This window comes from Natronococcus sp. A-GB1, from assembly GCF_029688845.1.
Classification (GTDB): domain Archaea; phylum Halobacteriota; class Halobacteria; order Halobacteriales; family Natrialbaceae; genus Natronococcus.
The window spans coordinates 25756-48619 of record NZ_JARUKW010000022.1 but is presented as its reverse complement, the minus strand read 5'-3'; the positions used below and the strand labels follow the sequence as shown (position 1 = coordinate 48619).

21 protein-coding genes and 1 tRNA gene are annotated in these 22864 nt (G+C 65.5%); 12 read left to right on the top strand and 10 right to left on the bottom strand.

Annotated features, from left to right (window positions below):
• Positions 1-53: 53 nt before the first annotated feature.
• The 4 genes from katG to QA600_RS20050 all read right to left on the bottom strand — a co-directional run bounded on the left by katG (position 54) and on the right by QA600_RS20050 (position 6491).
• The gene (gene katG / locus QA600_RS20065) at positions 54-2246 is read right to left on the bottom strand and encodes a catalase/peroxidase HPI (RefSeq protein ID WP_278293703.1); all 2193 of its coding nucleotides are present in this window, start codon (positions 2244-2246) and stop codon (positions 54-56) included.
• Between the two features lie 338 nt (positions 2247-2584).
• Positions 2585-3928, bottom strand: a complete 1344-nt coding sequence (locus QA600_RS20060; protein WP_278293702.1) for a RimK family alpha-L-glutamate ligase — start codon at positions 3926-3928, stop codon at positions 2585-2587.
• 71 nt (positions 3929-3999) lie between these two features.
• The gene (locus tag QA600_RS20055) at positions 4000-5469 is read right to left on the bottom strand and encodes a polysaccharide biosynthesis C-terminal domain-containing protein (protein ID WP_278293701.1); all 1470 of its coding nucleotides are present in this window, start codon (positions 5467-5469) and stop codon (positions 4000-4002) included.
• Positions 5470-5738: 269 nt separating this feature from the next.
• A complete protein-coding gene (locus tag QA600_RS20050; protein WP_278293700.1) occupies positions 5739-6491 on the bottom strand; it encodes a GNAT family N-acetyltransferase in 753 nt (250 codons plus the stop codon).
• A 160-nt stretch (positions 6492-6651) separates the two neighbouring features.
• Between QA600_RS20050 and QA600_RS20045 the strand changes: the two genes are divergently transcribed.
• From QA600_RS20045 to QA600_RS20015, 7 genes are all read left to right on the top strand, one after another.
• Positions 6652-7749 carry a succinylglutamate desuccinylase/aspartoacylase family protein gene (locus QA600_RS20045; RefSeq protein WP_278293699.1) on the top strand — a complete coding sequence of 366 codons (1098 nt, stop codon included), beginning with the start codon at positions 6652-6654 and terminating at the stop codon, positions 7747-7749.
• Positions 7750-7851: 102 nt separating this feature from the next.
• The gene (sdhC, locus tag QA600_RS20040; protein ID WP_278293698.1) at positions 7852-8280 is read left to right on the top strand and encodes a succinate dehydrogenase, cytochrome b556 subunit; all 429 of its coding nucleotides are present in this window, start codon (positions 7852-7854) and stop codon (positions 8278-8280) included.
• Entirely contained in the window at positions 8280-8645 is a 366-nt protein-coding gene (locus QA600_RS20035; RefSeq protein WP_278293697.1) for a succinate dehydrogenase, read from the top strand. Before sdhC ends, QA600_RS20035 begins: the two co-directional genes overlap by 1 nt.
• A 1-nt stretch (position 8646) precedes the next feature.
• The gene (locus QA600_RS20030; RefSeq protein WP_278293696.1) at positions 8647-9531 is read left to right on the top strand and encodes a succinate dehydrogenase/fumarate reductase iron-sulfur subunit; all 885 of its coding nucleotides are present in this window, start codon (positions 8647-8649) and stop codon (positions 9529-9531) included.
• 1 nt (position 9532) lies between these two features.
• Complete coding sequence (locus tag QA600_RS20025; RefSeq protein ID WP_278293695.1) at positions 9533-11371, top strand: FAD-binding protein; 1839 nt, start codon at positions 9533-9535, stop codon at positions 11369-11371.
• Positions 11372-11456: 85 nt separating this feature from the next.
• A complete protein-coding gene (locus tag QA600_RS20020) occupies positions 11457-11642 on the top strand; it encodes a hypothetical protein (RefSeq protein ID WP_005556033.1) in 186 nt (61 codons plus the stop codon).
• A gap of 61 nt (positions 11643-11703) precedes the next feature.
• Positions 11704-13008, top strand: coding sequence for a 5'-deoxyadenosine deaminase (locus QA600_RS20015; protein ID WP_278293694.1), 1305 nt, complete (start codon positions 11704-11706; stop codon positions 13006-13008).
• Between the two features lie 96 nt (positions 13009-13104).
• Here the strand turns inward: QA600_RS20015 and QA600_RS20010 are convergent, their stop codons facing one another.
• Positions 13105-13299 (bottom strand): DUF1427 family protein, encoded by a 195-nt coding sequence (locus QA600_RS20010; protein WP_278293693.1) that lies wholly within the window; start codon positions 13297-13299, stop codon positions 13105-13107.
• Positions 13300-13430: 131 nt separating this feature from the next.
• Here QA600_RS20010 and QA600_RS20005 point away from each other — a divergent pair, with 131 nt between their 5' ends.
• Positions 13431-13649 carry a MarR family transcriptional regulator gene (locus tag QA600_RS20005; protein WP_278293692.1) on the top strand — a complete coding sequence of 73 codons (219 nt, stop codon included), beginning with the start codon at positions 13431-13433 and terminating at the stop codon, positions 13647-13649.
• 78 nt (positions 13650-13727) lie between these two features.
• Here the strand turns inward: QA600_RS20005 and QA600_RS20000 are convergent, their stop codons facing one another.
• From QA600_RS20000 to QA600_RS19990, 3 genes are all read right to left on the bottom strand, one after another.
• On the bottom strand, positions 13728-14543 hold the full coding sequence (locus QA600_RS20000; RefSeq protein ID WP_278293691.1) for an HD domain-containing protein: 816 nt from the start codon (positions 14541-14543) through the stop codon (positions 13728-13730).
• Positions 14544-14584: 41 nt separating this feature from the next.
• The gene (locus QA600_RS19995; RefSeq protein WP_005556038.1) at positions 14585-15064 is read right to left on the bottom strand and encodes a redoxin domain-containing protein; all 480 of its coding nucleotides are present in this window, start codon (positions 15062-15064) and stop codon (positions 14585-14587) included.
• A gap of 123 nt (positions 15065-15187) precedes the next feature.
• Complete coding sequence (locus QA600_RS19990) at positions 15188-15403, bottom strand: hypothetical protein (RefSeq protein WP_278293690.1); 216 nt, start codon at positions 15401-15403, stop codon at positions 15188-15190.
• Between the two features lie 528 nt (positions 15404-15931).
• Between QA600_RS19990 and QA600_RS19985 the strand changes: the two genes are divergently transcribed.
• On the top strand, positions 15932-16264 hold the full coding sequence (locus QA600_RS19985; RefSeq protein ID WP_278293689.1) for a twin-arginine translocase TatA/TatE family subunit: 333 nt from the start codon (positions 15932-15934) through the stop codon (positions 16262-16264).
• A gap of 13 nt (positions 16265-16277) precedes the next feature.
• Positions 16278-16350 (top strand) — tRNA-Arg (locus QA600_RS19980).
• Positions 16351-16488: 138 nt separating this feature from the next.
• Here the strand turns inward: QA600_RS19980 and QA600_RS19975 are convergent.
• Together QA600_RS19975 and QA600_RS19970 are read right to left on the bottom strand one after the other, a co-directional pair.
• Positions 16489-17721 carry an acyl-CoA dehydrogenase family protein gene (locus QA600_RS19975; protein WP_278293688.1) on the bottom strand — a complete coding sequence of 411 codons (1233 nt, stop codon included), beginning with the start codon at positions 17719-17721 and terminating at the stop codon, positions 16489-16491.
• A 212-nt stretch (positions 17722-17933) separates the two neighbouring features.
• Positions 17934-18698, bottom strand: a complete 765-nt coding sequence (locus QA600_RS19970) for a glucose 1-dehydrogenase (RefSeq protein WP_278293687.1) — start codon at positions 18696-18698, stop codon at positions 17934-17936.
• Positions 18699-18787: 89 nt separating this feature from the next.
• Between QA600_RS19970 and QA600_RS19965 the strand changes: the two genes are divergently transcribed.
• Both QA600_RS19965 and QA600_RS19960 read left to right on the top strand, forming a co-directional pair.
• On the top strand, positions 18788-20848 hold the full coding sequence (locus tag QA600_RS19965; RefSeq protein ID WP_345782041.1) for a type II/IV secretion system ATPase subunit: 2061 nt from the start codon (positions 18788-18790) through the stop codon (positions 20846-20848).
• Positions 20845-22863: a type II secretion system F family protein gene (locus tag QA600_RS19960; protein ID WP_278293686.1), complete on the top strand. Its 2019-nt coding sequence runs from the start codon at positions 20845-20847 to the stop codon at positions 22861-22863. Before QA600_RS19965 ends, QA600_RS19960 begins: the two co-directional genes overlap by 4 nt.
• Position 22864 lies beyond the last annotated feature (1 nt).

Here is a 22864-nt window from a genome sequence, read left to right as displayed (position 1 = left end):
GGACGATCGGCGGAACGGCGCAAAAAGCGGCGGCGAATCGAAGCAGCGGGCGGTTACTCGAGGTCGAAGCGGTCGAGCTTCATGACCTTGCTCCAGGCCTCGACGAAGTCCTGTACGAACTTTTCCTCGCTGTCCTCGGACGCGTAGACGTCCGCGACGGCTCGAAGCCGGGCGTTCGAACCGAAGACGAGGTCCGCACGGGTTGCCGTCCACTCGACCTCGCCCGTCTCGCGGTCGCGGAGATCGAACACCTGGTCGATCTGGTCGCCGTCGGAGTCCGCGGTCGCCTCCCAGCCCATGATGTCCTGGGAGCCGTCGGACGCTTCCCACTCGTAGTCCATGTCGAGCAGGTTCACGAAGAAGTCGTTGGTCAGCGTCTCCGGCTGGTCGGTGAGGACGCCGAGGTCGGAGTCCTGGTAGGTGGCGCCCAGCGCGCGCAGGCCGCCGACGAGCACCGTCATCTCGGGTGCCGTCAGGTTCAGCAGGTCGGCCCTGTCGACCAGCAGCTCCTCCTGGGACTGGGAGGCCTCGTCGCTGTAGTAGTTCCGGAACCCGTCCGCGGAGGGTTTGAGCGCCTCGAAGGAGTCGACGTCAGTCTGTTCCTGGGAGGCGTCGGTACGGCCCGGCTCGAACGGCACGTCGACGTCGTAGCCGGCGTCAGCTGCCGCCTGCTCGACGGCCGCGTTGCCGCCCAGGACGATAAGGTCGGCCAGCGAGACCCGAACGTCGTCGGATCGCGAGCCGTTGAACTCCTCCTGGACCTCCTCGAGCGTCGAGAGCACGGTCTCGAGCTGGTCGGGCTCGTTGGCCTCCCAGCTCCGCTGGGGCTCGAGGCGGATTCGGGCACCGTTCGCGCCGCCGCGCTTGTCGCCGTAGCGGTACGTCGAGGCCGACGCCCAGGCGGTCTTGGCCAGTTGGGAGATCGACAGCTCCGTGTCGAGGAGCTCCGCTTTGAGTTCGTCGGCGTCGTCTTCGTCGATCAGCTCGTAGTCAGCGTCCGGGATCGGATCCTGCCACATCAGCTCCTCGTCCGGAACTTCCGGACCGAGGTACCGCTCTTTGGGCCCCATGTCGCGATGGATCAGTTTGAACCAGGCCCGCGCGAACGCGTCCTGGAACTCGTCGGGGTTGTCCTGGAAGCGCTCGATTATCTCACGGTAGTCGGGATCCCGTTTGAGCGCGATGTCGGTCGTTAGCATCATCACGTCTTCTTTCTCTTCGGGATCCTCGGCGCCCGGTGCGGCGTCGTCGAGTTCGCCGTCCTGCGTGGTCCACTGCCAGGCGCCGCCGGGACCTCGCTCGGGCCACCACTGGTACTCGAGGAGGTTGTCGATGTAGCTCGTGTCCCACTGGGTCGGCGTGGTGTTCCACGGACCCTCGATCCCGCTGGTGATCGTATCGGCGCCCTTGCCGGAGCCGTGGCTGCTCTCCCAGCCCAGCCCCTGCTGGTCGATCGGAGCCGCCTCGGGCTCGGGACCGACGTGTTCGTCAGGGTCGTCGGCACCGTGGACCTTCCCGAAGGTGTGGCCGCCGGCGATGAGCGCGGCCGTCTCCTCGTCGTCCATCGCCATCTGGCCGAACGACTCCCGGATCCGCTCCGCCGACTTCTCCGGATCGGGCTCGCCGTCGGGACCCTCGGGGTTCACGTAGATCAGCCCCATCACGGTGGCGGCGAGGTTACCCTGGAGCTCGCCGTCCTCGTCGAAGCGCTCGGAGGCTTCCCACTCGTCCTCGGGGCCCCAGTCGACGGCCTCGTCGGGTCGGTACTCGTCCTCGCGTCCGGCGCCGAAGCCGTACGTCTCGAACCCCATCGACTCGAGGGCGACGTTTCCGGCCAGGACGATCAGGTCGCCCCACGAGAGCTTCCGGCCGTACTTCTGTTTGACCGGCCAGAGCACGCGACGAGCCTTGTCGAGGTTCGCGTTGTCAGGCCAGCTGTTGAGCGGGGCGAAGCGCTGTCGACCACCGGATGCACCGCCGCGGCCGTCCTTGATACGGTACGTGCCAGCGCTGTGCCAGGCCATTCGAATGAACAGCGGCCCGTAGTGGCCGTAGTCGGCCGGCCACCACTCCTGGGAGTCGGTCATGACGGCCTCGATGTCTGACTTCAGCTCCTCGTAGTCGAGCTCCTCGAACGCCTCTGCGTAGTCGAAGTCCTCGTCCACTGGACCTACTTCACAGGCGTTCTGGTCGAGGAGTTCCACGTTCAACCGGTTCGGCCACCACTCCTGGTTGGACCTTGTCATCGTTGTGTGTTTGTGGCTTTCGCGTATTAAGATTACCTAATCTGATAAGGAACTCTTCGCTCCCACCCAACCGATCTTTCGGATTTGCGAACTTTTCTCGTCGGCAGGGGCCCTGTGTACCAATCCCACAGTCGTTGTACCTGCCGCTAACGGGGGCGTTCGACGGGCTCATCGGGGTCGGTTTCTCGAGAACGACCGGACCGCGGTTGCCGTCGGCGGCGATGACTCGCGGCGGGGCTCCGCGTGGGGTTTCGGTCTCGCATACCAGTCACGGGGAAGCCGTCGATCGACGCGTTGTGGTGCGATCGGACCGTTCGAATCGTCGCTCCCGGGACAGCCTACTCCTCTTCTTCCGGCTTGTCGGCCGCGTCGCGGTCGATCCGCCGGCTGACGTCGACCTGGTAGTTCTCGAGGATATCCCGGCCCAGCAGGACGGGGTAATCCATGTGGCTGCGGTCCTCGACGCTCGCGGTGACGGTGTGCTGATTACCGCCGACGCCGACGACGACGTCGACGACGGGTCGGCTCTTGGACGTCTTGCTGCTACCCGACTTGACCCGTGTGATCGACTTGATCGGCCCGGCGCCGATGTCGGCCGCGAGCGAGGTGTCGATACTGGTTCGGGTTGCGCCCGTGTCGGACTTCGCGAGCACCGTCTTCGAGCCGCTGGTTCCCGACAGGACGACCTCCTCGGTGTAGCCGATCACCGCGGACTCCCCGCCGAACGTCGACGCCTCGGGCGGCTTGGCCGAGGGCTGGGAGTCGTCGAGCACCGCCGAGAGCTCCCTGACCCGTTCGTCGTCGACCTCGCCGCCAGCGCGTTCGATCGCGAGCTTGGCGATGTAGGGTGCGGGGCTGACCTGGGTCGCCTCGTACAGCCCCTTGAACCCGGCCGTCGGATTGACCTCGAGGACGAACCAGCCCTCGTCGCCCTCGACGAGGTCGACGCCGGCGTAGTCGAGGCCGATAGCGTCGCTGGCGCGTCTGGCCATGTCGCGAGCCTCCTCGGGAAGGTCGTCGGTCGCGTTCTCGACGGCGCCGCCGAGGGCGACGTTCGTACGCCAGTCGTTGTCGGGAGCGTAGCGGTACATCGCGCCGATGATCTCGCCACCGACGACGTAGACTCGGACGTCGCGGTGGCGTTCGTCCTCGCGATCGATGAGTTCCTGCAGGAAGGCGTAGCGGTTGCCGACCTTCGCGTTGATCGGGTCGTCGCGGCCGACCTTCCAGGTCCCGCCGCCGTGGGTACCGATCGCCGTCTTGTAGACGGCCTCCTCGCCGTAGCGCGAGCGGGACTCGTTGAGTTTCGCGTTGCCCAGCGCGAGAGTTACGTCAGGAACCCGGACGTCGTCGGCCGCGAGCGTCGTCGCGGTCGACATCTTGTGGATCGCCGTCAGCACCGACTGGGGACCGTTGAGCATCGGAACCAGTCCCGAGAGCGCGCTCGCCAGCCCGAGTTCCTCGCAGGGCTGTTCGGTGTTCGACAGCAGCATCCGGTTGGCGATCACGTCGACCGACGGCTCGAGCGTGGCGCTCCCGTCGGCGACGCTGACCGCGGTGTTCTCCGTGCGGAGCCACTCGGTGTCGTGGCCCAGCTCCTCGGTCGCGTTGAGTATCGCTTTGGTCTCCTTGCTGGTGTGCAGGCTCAGTACGCCGACAGTGACGGAATCGGAAACGGTCATACAGTATAGAGACGAACGGTATTGATAAGCGTTCATGAGCGATGGCAAGCCACCGAACGACGCTCGTTCCGCTACGTGATGACCGACCGGACTTTCTGGACGTCGATCATCCCCACCGTCACCGCGAGCACCCACCAGATAGCGACGCCGAGTCCGATCGCGACGAACAGCATAATAAGGTTCGAAATCAGCGGCGTCACGAGCAATACGGCAACGGCCATCACGCCCGTGATCGCACAGATCCGACCGAGGGTCCGTGCGAGGGACTCAAGCCGCAAGGAGAGCTCGCTGTGGACGATGTAGAGGTTGACCGAGACGTAGACGGTGTGGGTCACGACGGTCGCCGCGGCGGCACCGACGACCCCGAAGGTGGGGATGAGAACGAGGTTGAGCCCGAAGTTCGCCACCGACGTCGTTCCCTTTGCGATCGCGCGCGAGCGGGCCCGGCCGAGGTAATCCAGGCTGTCACTGGTCAGGTTCGTGATCGCCTGCAGGATAACGAAGCCCGCGAGGATCTGCAGGACTGGAACCGCGCCCGCGTAGTCGGCGCCGAACACCATCGTCACGAACGGGTCCGCGACGATGACGAGCCCGACCGTCGCGGGAACGTACAGCAGGAGGACGTTCGTCAGCGACGTCTCGTAGATCCGACGCGCGCTCTCGAGCTGGCCGGTCGCCTTCTGTTCGCCGAAGTTCGGCGAGATCGTGAATCCGAGCGATTCGGCCGGCGCGAGCAGGAAATCGGCGATCTGCTTGCCCAGCTGGTAGAACGCGACGGCGGCGGGCGTCAGGAAGATCCCGACGAGGACGACGTCGATGCGCTTGTCGATCACGTTTGCGCTCCGGGTCGCGGTCAGCGGAACGCTGTACTCGGCGAGGCGACGGGCGAGCCCGGGCTCGTACTCCTCGGCGGGCTCGTACCGGGTGTAGTACTCGAGGTACAGGATCGTCAGCCCGACTGCGGCTGAGAGCGCGTAGCCGACGATGTAGCCGAACAGTGCCCCGAGCGCGCCCATTCCAAGTACCACGAACGCGACCGCGAAGAGCAGCCGCGCGGCGCCGCTGATCGCCTGGATCGCGGCGCTGTAGCCGAGGTGATTGAACCCCTGCAAGGCGATCTGGGAGCTGGTACTGAACGAGAAGGCGACGATGTACAGCGCTCCTGCGGCGAGGAAGGGGGCGGCACCGGGGTCGCCGAGCGCGGCCGCGAGCCACTCGTGGCCGACCAACAGGGCGGTCGTGACGACCGCGAGCAGGCCGAGCTTCAGCGCCAGCGTCGTCCGGATCAGGTGCGGGATCTGCCCCGGATCGCGCTCGCTGTACTCCGAGAAGTACCGCGCGGCCGACTTCCCGAGGCCGAGATCCGCGACCAGCTGGATCACCGCCAGCACGCCGATCGCCCAGTACAGCGCGCCGTAACCGTCCGGATCGAGGAGAAACCGCGCCAGCACGAGCATCAACAGCGCGCTCGAGATCATGTATATCGCCCGCGCGACCAGCGTCGCCTTGAATCCGCGAACGATGTGGTCCTGCCTGTTCATGCGTCGTCCCCGTCGCGATCGCCGAACGCCGGGCTACGGCGTCGGGAGCGAAACCGCGACTCGTCGGATACCTCCAGCGAGGAGGGGATTGTAATGCAGGGACAACTTCTGTAAGGTGACGACAACTGCGTGAGCGGAATCGACGCCGACAATCCACGACCGCGGCTCCGGCGGGTAGGGACGGCCTACTCGAGCACGCGGCTCTCTCACGGTGTTCGAACGGATCGAAACGAGCCGGATCGACGGGTCGAAGAAACTGTGGCGGTTCGCTACAGGTACGAGGAGTCCCAGCGGGTCGGCTTGCGACGGTTGCCACAGGCGTTACACTCGATGCGGCCCATCGTGTCCATCGCGTTGTCGATCGAATCGCAGTTGCCACAGAGCCAGCCGTAGCGGTCGGACTGGTCCTCGCTTTCGTAGGCGCCGTAGAACGGCGCCTTCGAACCTCGGTCGGCGTCGCCGTAGCTGACGTACACCGTCTTGTCGTCGACCTCGAGTTCGTCGATTGCGGTCCACTCGTCGCCGCTTTCCATCTCGCTTTCGACGTAGATGTTCTCGGTGAACGTCTCCTCGCCGATCTCGACCTCGCGCTGGTCGGCCTGTTCGAAGCCGTGGTCCGCGTAGAACGTGTTGCCGCCCTCGTTGTCCTCGAGAACGAAACACTGGACCTGGTCGGCGCCGTCATCGAGGAGCTTCTCGCGGGTGCGAACGAGCAGCCGAACGCCGATCCCGTCGCCGCGGGCGTCGGGGTCGATGTGGAGCCACAGTAGCTGGCCGTTGCTGTACTGCTGGCCGACCAGTTCGCTGTGAGAGAAGCCGATGACCTCGCCGTCGCGTTCGATAACCAGGATCAGCGAGTGATCGTCGGCGATATCGTCGGCGAACTCCTCGCCATACCACTGATCGACGGCGCTGTCGATCGTCTCCGCTCCGAGAAAGTCCGTGTAGGTCGACGAGAGCGAGTCGTGGGCGATCGAACGGATCGTGTCGGCGTCGGCGTCGGTCGCTTCGCGAATCTCCATGCGCGTACCGTACAAGTCGGGGATACAAAATCTATGCCCTGAATTTCAACTGTCTTACGCTACCTGGACGACCGGGCCGGACGAATGACTGCGGGCACGTCGTGGTGTGGTCCCGGGACGGCAAACAAAGATTCAGGTGGGTTCCGGCCCAGGGGCAACTATGAGCGGTAACGACGCGGCCGACGACTCGAGCGGGTCGTCCGACTCGCCGCCGATCGACGACGACGTCTTCACCTACGACGGCGGTCGGGTCGATCCCGGCGAGTCGGCGAACATCCGGTACGGTATCAGCGAGACGTACCTCGGCGATCCCGTTCGGATCCCCGTCACGATCATCAACGGGGAGCAGCCGGGGCCGACGGTGTTTCTCTCGGCGGCCGCACACGGGGACGAACTCAACGGGATCGAGGTCGTCCGCGAGGTAGCCCACGACTGGGATCATACCGACCTCCACGGCACGCTGGTCTGTCTGCCCGTGATGAACGTGCCCGGATTCCTGGCCCAGGAGCGGTACCTGCCGATCTACGATCGAGACCTCAACCGGTCGTTCCCCGGTCGGGAGGGGTCGACCAGCGCGAGGCGGATGGCCCACCGGATCTTCACGAACTTCATCGAACCCTGTGACCTGGGGATCGACTTTCACACCTCGACGCGGGGGCGGACGAACATGCTCCATGCCCGGGCGAACATGGACGACTCCGGCGCCGCCCGGGTCGCGAGCGCGTTCAGCTCCCACGTCATCATCGCGGGCCAGGGGCCGTCCGGGACCCTGCGCCGCGAGGCGACCGACGCCGGCGTTCCGACCGTCACGATCGAGATGGGCGAGGCCCACCGGTTCCAGCGACGGTTGATCGACCGCGCGCTCACCGGCGTCGCCAGCGTGTTCGCGGAGTTCGGTCTCCATCCGGGTGCGGCCGTCCACTGGCCGGGCTGGCGCACCGTCATCGACAGCGACGACGAGAAGACCTGGCTCCGGGCCGACGCCGGCGGAATCGTCGATATGAAACACGGCCGGGGCTCGCTCGTCGAGGAGGGCGACGTGATCTGTACCATCACGAACCCGTTCAAGGAAAAAGAGGACATCGTCACCGTCGAGGCCCCGTTTACGGGGTTAATCGTCGGCGTCCTCGAGAACCCCGTCGTCTACCCGGGGAACCCGCTCTGTCATCTGGTCGGCCTCGAGTCCGATACCCGAACGGCCCTGGAGAACGACCGGACGGGATCCAGAACCGGCCCGCAGTCCCAGCTCCCGATGTGAGTCGTTGCTGACCGCGGTTCGGAGATCGGAGTATGGAATCCGGTAAACCAGGCGATAAAGGTAACTTCTATACGCACACGGTCAAACGGTCCACACGAGCGTATGAGTCAGTCTTACAATCGCGGTCTCATCGAGGACTTCGGTCGCTGGAAGGAGTTCTCGGCCGGAATGTGGGCGTGGATCTTCCACAAGTTCACCGGGTGGATGCTGATCGGCTACCTGTTTACCCACATCGCCGTGCTGAGTACGGCCATCGGTGCAGCGGCCGGCGACCCGGCGGCGATCCAACAGGAAACGGACGTGTACACGACGACGATTCAGGGTCTCGAGTCGCTGTTCATTATCCGCGTACTCGAGGTCGGACTGCTGGCGGTCGCCGTCTTTCACATCCTGAACGGGCTTCGGCTGCTGATGGTCGACCTCGGCATCGGCCTCTCGGCCCAGGACAAGAGTTTCTACGCCTCGCTGGTGCTAACCGGTATCATCACTATCGCGAGCGTGCCGACGTTCATGGACGGGGTGACGATCTGATGGCGGAACAGTACTCCTCGTTCAGTCGTGGCGGCACCGGGTGGCTCCTCCAGCGCATCACCGCGGCGTTTCTAATCGTCGTGCTGGCGTTTCACTTCTTTCAGCTCCACTTCGTCAACCACGCTGCAGACGTAACATTTGCAGGGACGCAGGCCCGAATGGAGAACGTCGGGTACTTCCTGACGATGGTGTTGTTCCTGATCGCAGGGGCGTTCCACGGCCTCAACGGCGTCTACAACGCCCTGGTCAACCAGGGGCTCGAAGGCACGCAAAAGAAGGTCGTGCTCGCCGTGTTGTCGCTCGCCGGGATCGCACTCATCGCCCAGGGTATCTGGGTCGCAGTCGCCATGGCGGGGTGGACCTAACATGAGTACACAACAAGAACAACCGCAAGAACCCGAATCCCAGGAAGCACCGGAAGACCCCGAGATGCGGGGCACCGAGTCGCCACAGCAGGAGCGACTCAAGGAGAAAGAGCAGGGACTCGCTCAGGAGGAAGCCGTCGACGAGTCCGACCTTGAGGGGGAGACGGTCCACCTCAAGGTGTTCCGATACGACCCCGAGGTCGAGGGCAAGCAGGAGCCCCGCTTCGATGACTTCTACGTCCCCTTCGAGAAGGGGATGACCGTCCTCGACGCGGTGATGTACGCCCGCGACGAGTTCGACTCCTCGCTTACGTTCCGTCACTCCTGTCGCCAGGCCGTCTGTGGCTCCGACGCCTTCTTCGTCAACGGGAAACAGCAGCTGGGCTGCAAGACCCAGATCTCGGAGCTCAAGCAGCCGGTTCGGATCGAACCCCTCCCCCACCAGGAGGTCGTCAAGGACCTGGTCGTCGACATGGACCACTTTTACGACCAGATGCACGCCGTCGAGCCCTACTTCCAGCAGGAAGAGCTCCCGGACGGCGACCTAGAGGAGCAACGCCAGTCCCGCGAGAACCGCGAGAAAGTGAAGATGTCGACGCGGTGTATCTGGTGTGCGGCGTGTATGTCCTCGTGTAACATCGCGGCCGGCGACAACGAGTATCTGGGCCCCGCGGCGATCAACAAGGCCTACCGGTTCGCGATGGACGAACGCGAGGACGAGGAGATCAAGGAGCACCGCCTCCGTATCGTCGAACAGGAACACGGCGTCTGGCGCTGCCAGACCCAGTTCTCCTGTACCGAGGTGTGTCCGAAAGATATCCCCCTGACCGAGCACATTCAGGAGCTCAAACGGGAAGCGGTGAAGAAAAACCTGAAGTTCTGGTAATATGTACGAACACGACGTTATCGTGGTCGGCGCCGGCGGCGCCGGCCTCCGGGCGGCAATCGCAGCGCACGAGGCGGGCGCCGACACGGCGATCGTCTCGAAACTCCACCCGGTCCGCAGCCACACCGGCGCGGCCGAGGGCGGGATCAACGCCGCCCTCCGCGAGGGCGACGACTGGGAGCTCCACGCCTACGACACGATGAAGGGGTCGGACTACCTGGCCGACGCCCCCGCGGCCGAGACGCTGGCTCAGGACGCTCCCGAGGAGACGATCCAGCTCGAGCACTGGGGGATGCCCTTCTCGCGCGAGGACGACGGTCGGGTTTCCCAGCGGCCGTTCGGCGGCCTCTCGTTCCCGCGGACGACCTACGCCGGCGCGGAGACCGGCCACCACCTGCTGCACGTCATGTACGAGCAGGTCGTCAAACGCGGCATTCAGGTGTACGACGAGTGGTACGTGATGAACCTCGTCACCGACGACGCGGCCGACCCGAACGACCGGGAGTGTCACGGCGTCGTCGCCTACGACGTCCAGTCCGGCAACGTCGAGGGGTTCAAGGCCAACGGCGGGGTCATCCTCGCGACCGGCGGTCCGGGACAGGCGTTCGACCACACGACCAACGCCGTCTCCTGTACCGGGGACGGCCACGCAATGGCCTACCGCGCGGGCGCGCCGCTCGAGGACATGGAGTTCATCCAGTTCCATCCAACGTCGCTGCCCTCGACGGGCGTCCTCATCAGTGAGGGTGTCCGCGGGGAGGGTGGAATCCTCTACAACGCGAAGGGCGAACGGTTCATGTTCGAGTACGGGTACGCGAACAACTCCGGCGAGCTCGCCTCGCGGGACGTCGTCGCCCGCGCCGAACTCACCGAGGTCAACGAGGGGCGGGGCGTCAACGACGAGTACGTCCACCTCGACATGCGCCACCTCGGCGAGGAGCGCATCCTCGACCGCCTCGAGAACATCCTGCACCTTGCGGAGGACTTCGAGGGTGTCGACGGCCTCGTCGAGCCGATGCCGGTCAAACCCGGCCAGCACTACGCGATGGGCGGTATCGACGTCGACGAGAACGGACAGACCTGCATCAACGGACTCTACGCGGCCGGCGAGTCCGCCTGCGTCTCCGTTCACGGCGGGAACCGACTCGGCGGGAACGCACTGCCCGAACTGATCGTCTTCGGCAAGCGCGCGGGTCGCCACGCCGCCGGCGACGACCTCGGAACGGCCGAGATCGAAACCGGCTACGGCCCCGATGTCGAGGACGAGACCGAGACCGAACTGCCCGTCCAGCCCGGTTCGGCCGGGCTCGACACTGCCGGCGGCGTCGCCGCCGACGGAAGCGGCGTCGCGACCGAAACGGACGGACTCATCGAGCGCGCTGTCGAGGCCGAGCGCACCCGTGTCGATCACCTAATGGACAAGGACGACGGCGTCCAGCACGCCCAGATCCGTGCGAAACTCCAGAAAGCGATGACCGACTACGTCAACGTCTTCCGCACTGACGAGGGTATCCGGAAGGCGCTGCGGGTCATCCGGGAGTGTCGCGAGGAGTACCAGGACGTCTACGTCGACGACCCCTCCCGCACCTTCAACACCGACCTCCAGCAGACCTACGAGACGCGCAACCTGATCGACGTCGCCGAGACAATCGCGCTGGGTGCGCTCGTGCGAAACGAGTTCCGAGGCGCTCACTGGCGCCAGGAGAACCAGGAGCGCGACGACGAGAACTGGCTCAAGCACACGCTGATCTCCTGGGAGGACGGCGATCCGAACATCTTCTACCGGCCCGTCATCCTCGAGGGCGAGAAGACCTACGAGCCGAAGGTGCGCAGCTACTGACTTGCGGCCGAAATTTTCACTCGCCGACACGAGCGCCGACCGAGACCAGCAGCGCTATGTGTCCGCTCGCGTTTCTGCCGGATAGATGGGACTCGAACGATTCGTCCGAGTGAACGCCGTTCTCGTTCCGATACTCGTCGTCGCCGGCTATCTGCTACTCGATTACATCCCGTTGCTCATCTGGTTTTTCGGCGTCGCCTACGTGACGTTCGCAGCCTTCATCTGTCTCCTGTGGGGGCTCTCGGTGGCGTCGCTGAAGATCCGGCCCTGACGCCCGGCGAACGCACGGAATCCACAGAGCTAAACCGCTTCGTCGGCTACCGGAAGAGGGTATGTTGCTGTCGGGAACCGTCGTCGCCGACGCCGATACCGTGATCGAGGACGGCGCGGTCGTCGTCGAGGACGACGAAATCGTCGCCGTCGGGAAACGGTCAGACTGTCTCGAGACGCATCCGGATCACGAACGACTCACTTACGACGTGCTCGCCCCAGGGACGGTCGGCGCCCACGTCCACTCCGTCCAGAGCCTCGGTCGGGGCATCGCCGACGACACCGAGTTGCTCGACTGGCTCTTCGAGTACGTCCTTCCAATGGAGGCCGAACTCTCGGCCGAGGGGATGCGCGTCGCTGCCGAGTTGGGCTACCTCGAGCTGATCGAGAGCGGGACGACGACCTGCATCGATCACCTCTCGGTCGCCCACGCCGAGGAGGCGTTCGAGGCCGCCCGGGAGCTGGGAGTTCGAGGGCGCCTCGGCAAGGTCATGATGGACCAGGAGGCGCCGGAAGGCTTGCTCGAGGACACCGACGAGGCCTTAGCCGAGAGCAAGCGACTCATCGAGCGGTACCACGGAGCTGCGAACGGGCGCATCCGCTACGCCGTCACGCCGCGCTTTGCCGTGAGCTGTACGGAGGCGTGTCTCCGCGGCTCGAGGGAGCTCGCCGACGCCTACGACGGGGTGCGGATCCACACCCACGCGAGCGAGAACCGCGGCGAGATCGAGACCGTCGAGAAAGAGACGGGAATGCGGAACATCCACTGGCTCGACGAGGTCGGGCTCACGGGCGAGGACGTCGTGTTAGCCCACTGCGTCTGGACCGACGAGAGCGAGCGGGAGGTGCTCGCCGAGACCGGCACCAACGTCACTTACTGCCCGTCCTCGAACATGAAACTGGCCAGCGGCGTCGCCCCGGTACTCGACTACCTCGACCGGGGAATTACCGTCGCCCTCGGCAACGATGGCCCGCCCTGTAACAACACGCTCGACCCGTTCACCGAGATGCGCCAGGCCTCGCTGCTTCAGAAGGTCGATCGGCTCGAGCCCCAGGCACTCCCGGCGAGAACGGTGTTCGAGATGGCGACGACGAACGGCGCCGAGGCCGCCGGCTTCGAACGCGTCGGGAAGCTCCGTAAGGGATGGAAGGCCGACATCATCGGTCTCGAGACCGACGTCACGCGCGGGACGCCGATCCACGACGTGCTCTCACACCTGGTTTTCGCCGCCCACGGCGACGACGTCCGGTTCACGATGGTCGACGGCGAGGTCCTTCAGCGCGACGACGAGGTCGTCGTCGCCGACGCCGCGGCGATCCGGGAGCGAGCCCGCGAGTTCGCCACGGGGCTGGACGTCGCTCCCTGAGGTGGGTGGCTGCCTCATACGGTTTACTGTCCGTCAGTACCGGCGTAACCGCGACCCGTGGGGGGTTGCGCCGGGACATCGGTACAGCAATCCGTATCAGAGGCCGATCGACTCGAGGACGTCGAGCGTGACGCCCGAAGCTTCGACGAGCTTGTACCCGAGATAGATGCCGACGATTCCCATCAGTCCCGGCAGCTCCGGCGGCGCCGGGATCGGCACGTCAACGAGCGCGAAGAACGCACCGGTGAGTGCACCCGTTAGTAGACCGACGACGATAAGCTGGATATTCATACCCGCCCGGAGGGCCAGCGGCGACAAAAGCGTCCTGACTCGCTCGTGACCTTCGAGGAGCGCGGGTTCGTCCGTGTTTCGACAGCTGACGATAGCCAGTTTTACTATCGTCGAACAACGGAGGGACGAGTATGCAACTGGACACGAATCCGAACGTTTCGGTCCCCGACGGCATCGAATCGGCACAGGCGAAGCTGGTCTACCTCTCCCTCCAGCAGTGGCCGGACGCAAGCGCCGACGAACTCTGTGCGGCGCTGGGCGTCGAGAAGGGAGCGATACTCTCGATCGCGCGAACGCTGCGAGAACGAGGGTACGTCGAACGGGACGACGGGCGGTACCGACTCGCCTGAGACCCTCGTCGGAACGGGGTCCCGGAACGACTGTGGGACGGATCGCGGACACGAAAGCGACGGCAGTAATCCGGAGGGCTACAGCTCGATTCGCTCGACCAACTGTTCGTGGTTCTCGTTGGTGTTGACGGCGACGATCCGGATCTCGTTTTCGAGTCCCGAATCCCGCAGCTTCGCCTTCAACAGGTTGTCGACCTGGTAGACGCCGGCGGCGTTGGTCATCGCAATCTCGACCATCACGGGCCGGGACTTGCCCTCATGCAAGGTGACGTGGCTGATCGCCTGGCTCGAGAGCGTGTTGATGCCACGGCCGCCCTGCTCGTAGGGAATCCGGGAGCGACCGCGTTCCATGTCCAGCGCGTCGGCGACGCGGATGACCCCTGCCTCGGTCGTCAGCGGTGTTTCGGCGGTGTGGTGACAGAGGATCGCGTGGAGCACCTCGCCTTTCATTCGGACGGTGTCGGCGACGTCGTAGAACTCCGGCAGCACTCGCTCTAAGATGTCCGCGGCGAGTGGAATCGAGTAGTAGGCGTGCTGGTCGCGGTGAACGACGTGACCGACGTCGTGCAGCACCGCCGCGAGTGCGACGATGACCGCCTCGTCGGCCTCCGCTAGCCCCTGTTCTGCGGCGCCGTTGAACTCGACGTCGCCCGCTTTCAGCAGGTCGTACAGACAGAGCGCGCGGTTGCGAACGATCTCGATGTGTTTTGCGCCGTGATCGTTGTACCGCATCCGGTCGACGGCGTTGATGTTCTGGGCCTCGAGGTAGGTCTGGATCTCCTCGTCCTCGTCGATGAACTCGAGGACCTCGTTTAGCTTCCCGTCGGGAAAGTGATGATCTGCAGAAGGGACGTAGACGCGGCCCGCCTGCTCGTCGGTCGTAGAGTCGCTCATATCCGCACGAGGCCGCCTGGCTAAAAAAGGGCTGCGGGTAGTTACGCCGCGTCGGCGGCGGCGTCCTCGACCTCGGCGTACTCCGGCTCGACGCCGGGGTCGTCGCTGACCCACGCGTAGGTGACCTCGCCGTCCGCGTCGACGACGAACACCGAGCGCTTGGCGACGCCGTAGACGCCCATGTCGTCGAAGTCCATCTCGACGCCGTAGTCGGCGATGACCTCCTTGTTCAGGTCGCTGAGCAGCCCGAACTCGAGGTCGTTCTGGTCGCGGAACTCGTTCTGGGTAAACGGCGTGTCGCGGCTGATGCCGTACACCGTCGCATCGACGTCGTCGAACGCCGAGAGTCGGTCCTGGAACGTACACATCTCGTCGGTACAGACGCCCGTGAACGCGCCCGGGAAGAAGGCGAGGACGATCGGGGCCTCCGCCTCGAGGCGCTCCGAGAGCGTGAAGGAATCGACGTCGCCGTTCGCGAGCGGTACGGTAAAGTCGGGTGCGGCGTCTCCGGTATCTACCATCGCTCTCGAGTTACGGGTAGACAGGAAAGACAGTTTCGCTCCCGGACCGATCTCGAGCGCGCCGGTTCGCCGGGACGGCGACTGCCGCTTCGAACGACTCCGGTACCGTGCGAAGGAGTGGGTTCACGGTCCACGGTACGTCGTTACGCCGGAGGGCCCGTCGGGACCCGAGCGCTCGAGTTCGACGTGGGTAACGACCTCGTGATCGACGACGTGCCACTCCTCATCCCGGCGTTCCTCCTCGGTCCGATCCCACCCGCCGATCTCCCGGGGCTCGAAGGTCAGCCGGCGTCGACACGCGTTCAGCGGAGTCCACTCGAGAACGATTGGATCACTCACCCGGACCACCCGACGCTCTCGGTCGCCCCGGACGCAACCGTCGGCGTCCGGCCGATCTTCCCGACCGTTGAACGCCGCCGAGCGACGCAACACATCTAATCATATGTGAGTAACAGTTTTTCTTACATAATATACTTACTGGCAGCGCAAGGGGACCGGACGGCATCGTCCAGTGACTCCAAGCAGTCTGTCTCGTCGGTGCCGGGACGACTCGGATCTCTCGAGATCGTTTCATGACGACCCGAAGGCGGCCGAGTTCGCCCGTTCGGTGAACGACCTCACAGTAGGGCTCGACCGTTCGGGCGGTACGGTTCGTGGTTCCCGCTGAGTCGAACGAACTGTGGATCAGCGGAACCGCTGCTAGCGGATTCGCGCGATCGGTGAGTCGTCGAGGCCGAGGGGAAGCGGGAACACGATGGACAGTCGTTGACCACTGCGGGCAGTTTCGGGGCGCTGACTGTCCGGAGCACCGATTTACCGTCCGGTCCAAAAAGGTTATAATTGCCAGCCCGTAAGCCACGCATAGAGATGGTAGAAATCGCACCGCTGTTTGCCCCTATTCCAGGGGGTCCGGAACTACTGATCATCCTTTTCATCGCCATCTTACTATTCGGGGCGAACAAGATCCCGAAACTGGCTCGGTCGACGGGTGAGGCGATGGGCGAATTCCAGAAGGGGCGTGAAAAGGTCGAAACGGAACTCGAGGAGATGCGCGACGGGTTCGAGGAGGGCAACGAGGAGTTCGGTGATGCCGACGACTTCGGCGAGACCGACGACTTCGACGACGGCGACGACGAGTTCGTCGACACGGAACCGGTCACCTCCGAGGAGGAGACCGAACCCGACACGGAACCGAACTAACACTTTTCTGACGGGGCGTGTGGCCTAGCGGAGAGGGCAGGAGGTTCCTAACCTTCTGATCGTGGGTTCGAATCCCGCCACGCCCGCTCGACTCGCTTCGCTCGTCTCGCGAGCGTGACGTAGCTCGCGAACGCGAGGCGTTCGCTCACTCCCGCCACGCCAGTCCGGAACGTTCCACTCAGCCACGAATTCCGCCTCGTTCACTTCCTTCGGATCACCGCTTCTCACCTCCGCCTTCCGACCGGATCACCAAAGCGGGTGAGGGGCTCGAGTTCGGCCTCCTCGAGGTTCTCGAACGCGTGGCGAGCGATCACGCGTCGGTGCACCTCGTCTGCGCCGTCGACGATCCGGAACTGACGGACTGACTCGTAGAACTCCGACAACGGCAGGTCCCAGCCGATACCGTTGGCGCCGCAACACTGCACCGCGAGATCGATCGCCTCTTGGACGGCCGAGGCGACGAACACCTTGCACATCGACACCGGGATCCGGGCTCGTTCACCCGCGCTGATCCGATCCGCGGCGTCCCGGATCACGGTTCGAGCGACGTGGAGCCGCGTCTCGGCGTCGGCGATCCGGTGGCGCAGCGACTGCTTGGCCGACAGCCTCGAGCCGAACCCGTCTCGGGCGTCCAGATACACCTTCGCGATCTCGAGTGCGCGTCGAGCCATCCCCGAGTAGCGCATACAGGGGGTGAGCCGGGCGGGGCCGAGGCGCTCCTGGGCGTGGACGAACCCGCGGTCGCGCTCGCCGAGCAGGTGCTCCTCGGGGACGCGAACGCCGTCGTAGAGGATCTCCGCGTGGGAGACGCCCCGCGTAAGTCCGCCAGTGTGAGGGACGTTACGAATGATCTCGACCCCGTCCGCGTCGCTCGGAACAACGAAGATCGAGCACCCCTCGTAGGGGTGGGCGTCCTCGTCCGTGCGAGCAAGGACGACCAGCACGTCGGCCTCGATCCCCTGTGTCGTCCACCACCTGTGGCCGTCGATCACCCACTCGTCGCCCTCTTTCCGGGCCGTGGTCTCGATCAGCGTCGGATCCGATCCCGCACCCTGCATCGGCTCGGTCATCGAGAGCCCCGAGCGCAGCTCCCCGGCGATCAGCGGCTCGAGGTAGGTTTCCTTCTGCAGTTCGTTGCCCGCCAGCTCGAGGAGGTGCATGTTCCCCTCGTCGGGCGCGTCGACCCGCATCGCGACGGGACCGAGTGGGCTCCGGCCCGCCTCTTCGAACACCGGAAGCGCCTCCCGGAAGTCGACGCCCATTCCGCCGTACTTCGCCGGAAGCTGTGGCGCGTACACGTCGCGGTCGCGCGCTGCGGCGCGCAGCTCGGCGACGGTTCCCTCGGAGACGCTCACGCCGCCGGCCAGCACCCGCTCAAGCGGCAGGACGACCTCGTCCATCAGCGTCCGGGCGCGCCTGGCGAGCTCCCGAGCGCGTTCCGAATCGTCGTATCGCATTCGAGGTACTCGAGGCGCGCCCGCCGTAGAGAGCGATGCCGATTCTCAGCCGGTAAGGATTAGCGCCACTTGGTTTCCGATGGTTTCTATTGTAGGATTTTAGCTTACAGTGTTACCCTCAACTCGGGCGTCGGAACCGCAGTCGGCCTCGTCCTCGGAGCCTGAAGTTTGACGACCGTACCAGAATCCCGTGACGATCGACCACGTGACCGCTACCGGGCCGTCCACCCGCCGTCGGCCGCGAGAACCTCACCGGTGACGTAGCTCGCGGCATCGCTCGCGAGAAAGACCACCGGTCCGGCGATCTCGGCTGGTTCGGCGAACCGCTCGAGGGGCGTCCGCTCGAGGATCGATCGTCGAAGCTCCGGGTTGGCCTCGATTTCCTCGGTCAGGTCGGTCGAGACGTAGCCGGGTGCGACCGCGTTGACGCGGACGTCGGGCGCCCAGTCGAGCGAGAGGCTCTTTGTGAGTCCGACCAGCCCGTGTTTCGAGGCGACGTAGGGATGCTGTCGAGGGAGCCCGACGAGCCCGCCGACGCTGGCGACGTTGACGACCGTGCCGCCGGTCTCCCGCAGCGACCGGGCCGCCGCTCGCGTCACCTCGTAGGCGCCGTTGAGGTTGACCTCGAGCACCCGGTCGAAGCTCTCGCTCGAGACGTCCTCCGGACGGCCGAGCGCGTCGTCGGGGTTGAGCCCCGCGTTGTTGACGACGACGTCGACGGGCCCGAACTCCTCCTCGGTTCGATCGATCGCGTCGGCGACGGCGTCGGGGTCGGTCACGTCGGCTGGAGCCCCGACCGCGTCGCCGCCGGACGCGCGAATCTCCTCGGCGACCGCCTCGATCTCGTCGGTCGATCGAGCCGACGGAACAACCGCGGCGCCGGCGTTCGCGAGTTCCACGGCGATCGCGCGGCCGATACCACGGCCGCCGCCGGTGATCAGTGCGACTCGGTCCGAGAGATCGAAGATATCCTGCATCGTCACGTAGTAGAGATGCCAGGCCCGGTAGTTCTTTCCCGGCCGCCCGAACTCGAGTTTTTATACCATCGGGCGGCCAGGCCCGGACAATGTACACCGACGACATCGGGGCCGCCGGTCGACGTCGGCGTCCGAACGACGAGCCCGAGGACGATGCCGTCCTCGAGCGACGGCTCTCGAGCGGCTCTCGGGCCGGAGCCGAACTCGAGGCCCTCGTCGACGGCCAGACCCTGACCGTCAGAACGGGCCTCGAGGAGGACGCGTTCTTCACGAGGCCGGACGGAACGTCGACGGTCACGACCCGCTACGACCTCGAGCAGGCCGTCCCCGAGAGCGAGAAACTCCACCTCGAGGAACTCGAGCGGTACTGGGTGAACGAACCCTACGCTTTTGTCGTCGTCTTCCAGTCGAAACGGGAAAACGAGCGGAAGTACTACCTCGTCGAGCCGTTTCTGACCCCGATCGAGCGCGAGTTGCGGGGGTTTCTCGCAGACAAGCTCCGGACCACGATCAGCTACGCCGACGAGGGCCGTCCCGCCGACGACGAGACCGACCGACGTGCGGCCGTCGAGGCGCAGCTACGGACGCTGCTCGAACGGTACGACCTCGTTCGGAAACCGACCTGCGAGAGCGACGGACTGCTCGGGAGGATCGCGAGTCTGTTTGGAGCAGGCAAGAACGACAGGGATGATAGCGGTGTCGATGGAGCCGAGATCGGTGGCGTCCGTCCCGAGCGGGCGATCCTCGCGTCGGACCCGGAGACCCTGAACGAACGGCAGGTCGAACGGCTACGGTACTACCTCACGCGCGATTTCGTCGGCTACGAGCGCATCGACGGTATCAAACGCGACAGCGCCGTCGAGGACATTTCCTGTAACGGTTACGAGTCGCCCGCGTTCGTCTATCACGCCGATCACGGACAGCTCGTCACGAACGTCCGCCACGGGACGGACGGACTCGACGAGTTCGTCGTCACGCTCGCCCAGCGGTCCGGGGCCGGGATCAGCAAACGGCGTCCACAGGTCGACGCGACCCTGCCCGACGGCTCGCGGGCCCAGCTTACGCTCGGCCGGGAAGTCACCGACCGCGGCACCAACTACACGATTCGGCAGTTCACGGACGTTCCGTTCACGCCGATCGACCTCGTCAACTGGCACACCTTCTCGCTCGAGCAGATGGCACTGCTCTGGCTCGCCATCGAGAACCGCAAGAGCCTGCTGGTTGCCGGCGGGACGGCCTCGGGGAAGACGACGACACTCAACGCCGTCTCGCTGTTCATCCCCTCGAGCACGAAGGTCGTCTCGATCGAGGACACCCGCGAACTCGAGTTGCCACAGCGCAACTGGATCGCAAGCGTCACCCGGCCGTCGTTCGCCGACGGGGGGAATGAAGTCGACGAGTTCGACCTGCTCGAGGCGACGCTGCGCCAGCGACCGGATCACCTTCTGATGGGGGAAGTTCGCGGTCAGGAAGGACGGACGCTGTTTCAGATGATGTCGACGGGTCATACCACCCATACGACGTTTCACGCGGACTCGGTGGACGAGGTGTTGCGGCGGTTCACGACGGCGCCGATCGACGTCTCGAAGACGATGTTTACGGCGCTTGATCTGGTCGCGATCCAGACCCAGACCAGCGTCGACGGGCGGACGGTCCGCCGGAACCGAACGCTGACCGAGATCAACCGCTACGACGCCGAGCGCGACGAGATCAACATCAGCGACGTCTACCGGTGGCGGGCCGAAACCGACGCGTTCCGCCGGGTCGGTGCCTCGAGCGTGCTCGAGGAGATCGCGTTCGACCGGGGCTGGAGCGAGGAGCGCCTCGAGCGGGCGCTGTTCGAACGGCGGGTCGTGCTCGCGTACCTCGTCGCGAACGGGGTCGACGGCTACGCCGACGTCGCCGCGACGGTCCAGGCGTTTATGAACGATCCGTCGACGGTCCTCTCGCTCGTCGCAAACGGCGAGCTGGAAGCCCGTTTGCCGGCGCTCCGGAACCTCGAGAGCGTCTCGATCGATGTCGATCCGGAGACGGAGGGACGCACCGCGCGGCCGAAGCCGTCGGCTCGGACGAAACGGACGGCAGCGGACGTACTCGAACGGGCCGAGGAGTCGCTGTTCGAACGATGTCGGTCCGGAGCGTCAGAATGAGTTTTGGGGACGAACGCCACCCGACGGCGACCTCGATCGGCGACCGCTTCTATCCGGTGTACGCTCGGGTTTTCGACGAGGGCGGTCGGTTCGTCACCCGCCTCGAGCGGACGCTCGCGCAGGCCCGGATCGACGACACCGTCGAGCTCTACCTCTCGCGGGCGATCGGAGCGGGTGCCGTCGCCGGCGTCTGCCTCTCGATTCTGGGTGTGATCGTCGGATACGGGCTGTTCGGGACCGAGTTCGTCGACGTCGGTGGACCGCTCGGTACCCCCGTTTCGAACCCGATGGTCCTCGCGCTGCTCGAGGCGCTCAGGACCCCAGCACTCGTCGCGACCACCGGTCTCGCGTTCGGCACGCTGGGGTTTCTGGGCGGGTTCGGTTCGCTCGTCGCGATCCCCCACGCGCGCGCCTCGGCGCGGCAACGCGAGATCGACGCGCTGCTTCCCGACGCCGTCTCGTTCATGTACGCCCTGTCGATCGGCGGGCTCGACCGCCTCGAGATCATCGAGGCGATGGCCCGAGCGGACGACGCCTATGGGGAGGTCGCCCGGGAGTTTCGAACCGTCCACGCCGAGGCGACGGCTCTCGATATCGACTACCGGACGGCGATCGGACGGCGAGCCCGAGAGACGCCCAGCGACGAGCTGAGCCAGTTCCTGACGGACCTGCTTTCGGTCGTCGACAGCGGGGGCGACACGGAGCGGTTCCTCGAGGAGAAACGGCGAAAACACGCGCGAACCGCGAGACAGGGACAGGAGCGCACCCTCGAGACGCTCGAGCTGTTCGGCGAACTGTACATGACGCTCTCGTTGTTCCCGCTGTTGTTGCTCATCGTCACCGTCGTCGTGCAGCTGCTGCCGAACGCGGCCGTTCCGCCCGAGATGCTGTACCTGACCGTGTACGCGTTGCTTCCCTTGATCGGAGTCGCCTTTCTCGTCCTGATCTCGACGGTCAAACACGACGACCCCGGCGGCGGCACGCTCTCGCTCGGAACCGACGGCGACCGCCTCCGGAACGGCGAGGAACGCGCCTCGTCCGGCGGTAGACCCGACGAAGAGCTCGCCGGAACGTACGCCGTCTTCGATCGGATCGGGTCTCGAGAAGCGACCCACCGAGCGCTGAGGATACTGCGACGTCCCCACCGCTTCTTCCGGGACAACCCGTCGTACACGCTCGCGGTTACCGTTCCGACGGCGCTTGCCGTCGTTGCGGTCACGGTGGCGAGCGGTTCAGTACCGACCGGCCGGGCTGGCGTGCTCGAGCGCCCGCTTCGGACGACGGTCGTCTACGCGTACGTCCCGCTGTACGTCGTCGGCGGTCCCCTCGCCGTCGCCTCCGAGTGGAACCGACGCCGCCGCGCGGCCATCACTGAGACCCTCTCGGAGGAGCTGTGGAAGCTCTCGAGTGCGAACGAGACAGGGCTGACACCGCTCGAGTCGATCGAATCGGTCGCGGAGACGGGTACCGGGAAGCTGAGTAGAGAACTCGAACGGATCCAAGCGAAGGTCCGATACGGAACGAGCCTGCGGCGCGCGCTCGTCGAGTTCGCGAACGCCTACCGGATTCCGCGTCTGGCCCGGACGGTGCGACTGATCGCCGAGAGTCAGGCGGCGTCGAACCGGATCTCGGCCGTCCTCCGAACCGCCGCCCGAACGAGCGAGGTCCACGACGAACTCGAACGCGAGCGACGATCCCGGACCCGGATGCAGGTCGTCATCGTCATCATGACGTTCCTGACGGTGTTCGCCGTGATCACGATCCTCGAGACGCAGTTCCTCGACGCGATGGCGGGCGGCGGGATCGCGACGTCGGGAGCGCCCACCGATTCGGCGTCCGGCGGCGCAGTCTCGCCCGACGCGCTGAGCGTCCTGCTGTTTCACGCGGTGGTCCTGCAGGCGGTCATCTCTGGCATGCTCTGTGGGTACATCCGGAACGCCGACCTCACGAGTGGACTGAAGTACGCCCTCGCGCTGGCGACTGTCGCGCTCGTCGGGTGGGCGGTGGTGATATAGC

Bases quoted from the DNA above. Each gene is read 5' to 3' on its own strand.
- katG (WP_278293703.1), bottom strand. From the start codon at position 2,246: ATGACAAGGTCCAACCAGGAGTGGTGGCCGAACCGGTTGAACGTGGAA.
- QA600_RS20060 (WP_278293702.1), bottom strand. From the start codon at position 3,928: ATGACCGTTTCCGATTCCGTCACTGTCGGCGTACTGAGCCTGCACACC.
- QA600_RS20055 (WP_278293701.1), bottom strand. From the start codon at position 5,469: ATGAACAGGCAGGACCACATCGTTCGCGGATTCAAGGCGACGCTGGTC.
- QA600_RS20050 (WP_278293700.1), bottom strand. From the start codon at position 6,491: ATGGAGATTCGCGAAGCGACCGACGCCGACGCCGACACGATCCGTTCG.
- QA600_RS20045 (WP_278293699.1), top strand. From the start codon at position 6,652: ATGAGCGGTAACGACGCGGCCGACGACTCGAGCGGGTCGTCCGACTCG.
- sdhC (WP_278293698.1), top strand. From the start codon at position 7,852: ATGAGTCAGTCTTACAATCGCGGTCTCATCGAGGACTTCGGTCGCTGG.
- QA600_RS20035 (WP_278293697.1), top strand. From the start codon at position 8,280: ATGGCGGAACAGTACTCCTCGTTCAGTCGTGGCGGCACCGGGTGGCTC.
- QA600_RS20030 (WP_278293696.1), top strand. From the start codon at position 8,647: ATGAGTACACAACAAGAACAACCGCAAGAACCCGAATCCCAGGAAGCA.
- QA600_RS20025 (WP_278293695.1), top strand. From the start codon at position 9,533: ATGTACGAACACGACGTTATCGTGGTCGGCGCCGGCGGCGCCGGCCTC.
- QA600_RS20020 (WP_005556033.1), top strand. From the start codon at position 11,457: ATGGGACTCGAACGATTCGTCCGAGTGAACGCCGTTCTCGTTCCGATA.
- QA600_RS20015 (WP_278293694.1), top strand. From the start codon at position 11,704: ATGTTGCTGTCGGGAACCGTCGTCGCCGACGCCGATACCGTGATCGAG.
- QA600_RS20010 (WP_278293693.1), bottom strand. From the start codon at position 13,299: ATGAATATCCAGCTTATCGTCGTCGGTCTACTAACGGGTGCACTCACC.
- QA600_RS20005 (WP_278293692.1), top strand. From the start codon at position 13,431: ATGCAACTGGACACGAATCCGAACGTTTCGGTCCCCGACGGCATCGAA.
- QA600_RS20000 (WP_278293691.1), bottom strand. From the start codon at position 14,543: ATGAGCGACTCTACGACCGACGAGCAGGCGGGCCGCGTCTACGTCCCT.
- QA600_RS19995 (WP_005556038.1), bottom strand. From the start codon at position 15,064: ATGGTAGATACCGGAGACGCCGCACCCGACTTTACCGTACCGCTCGCG.
- QA600_RS19985 (WP_278293689.1), top strand. From the start codon at position 15,932: ATGGTAGAAATCGCACCGCTGTTTGCCCCTATTCCAGGGGGTCCGGAA.
- QA600_RS19975 (WP_278293688.1), bottom strand. From the start codon at position 17,721: ATGCGATACGACGATTCGGAACGCGCTCGGGAGCTCGCCAGGCGCGCC.
- QA600_RS19970 (WP_278293687.1), bottom strand. From the start codon at position 18,698: ATGCAGGATATCTTCGATCTCTCGGACCGAGTCGCACTGATCACCGGC.
- QA600_RS19965 (WP_345782041.1), top strand. From the start codon at position 18,788: ATGTACACCGACGACATCGGGGCCGCCGGTCGACGTCGGCGTCCGAAC.
- QA600_RS19960 (WP_278293686.1), top strand. From the start codon at position 20,845: ATGAGTTTTGGGGACGAACGCCACCCGACGGCGACCTCGATCGGCGAC.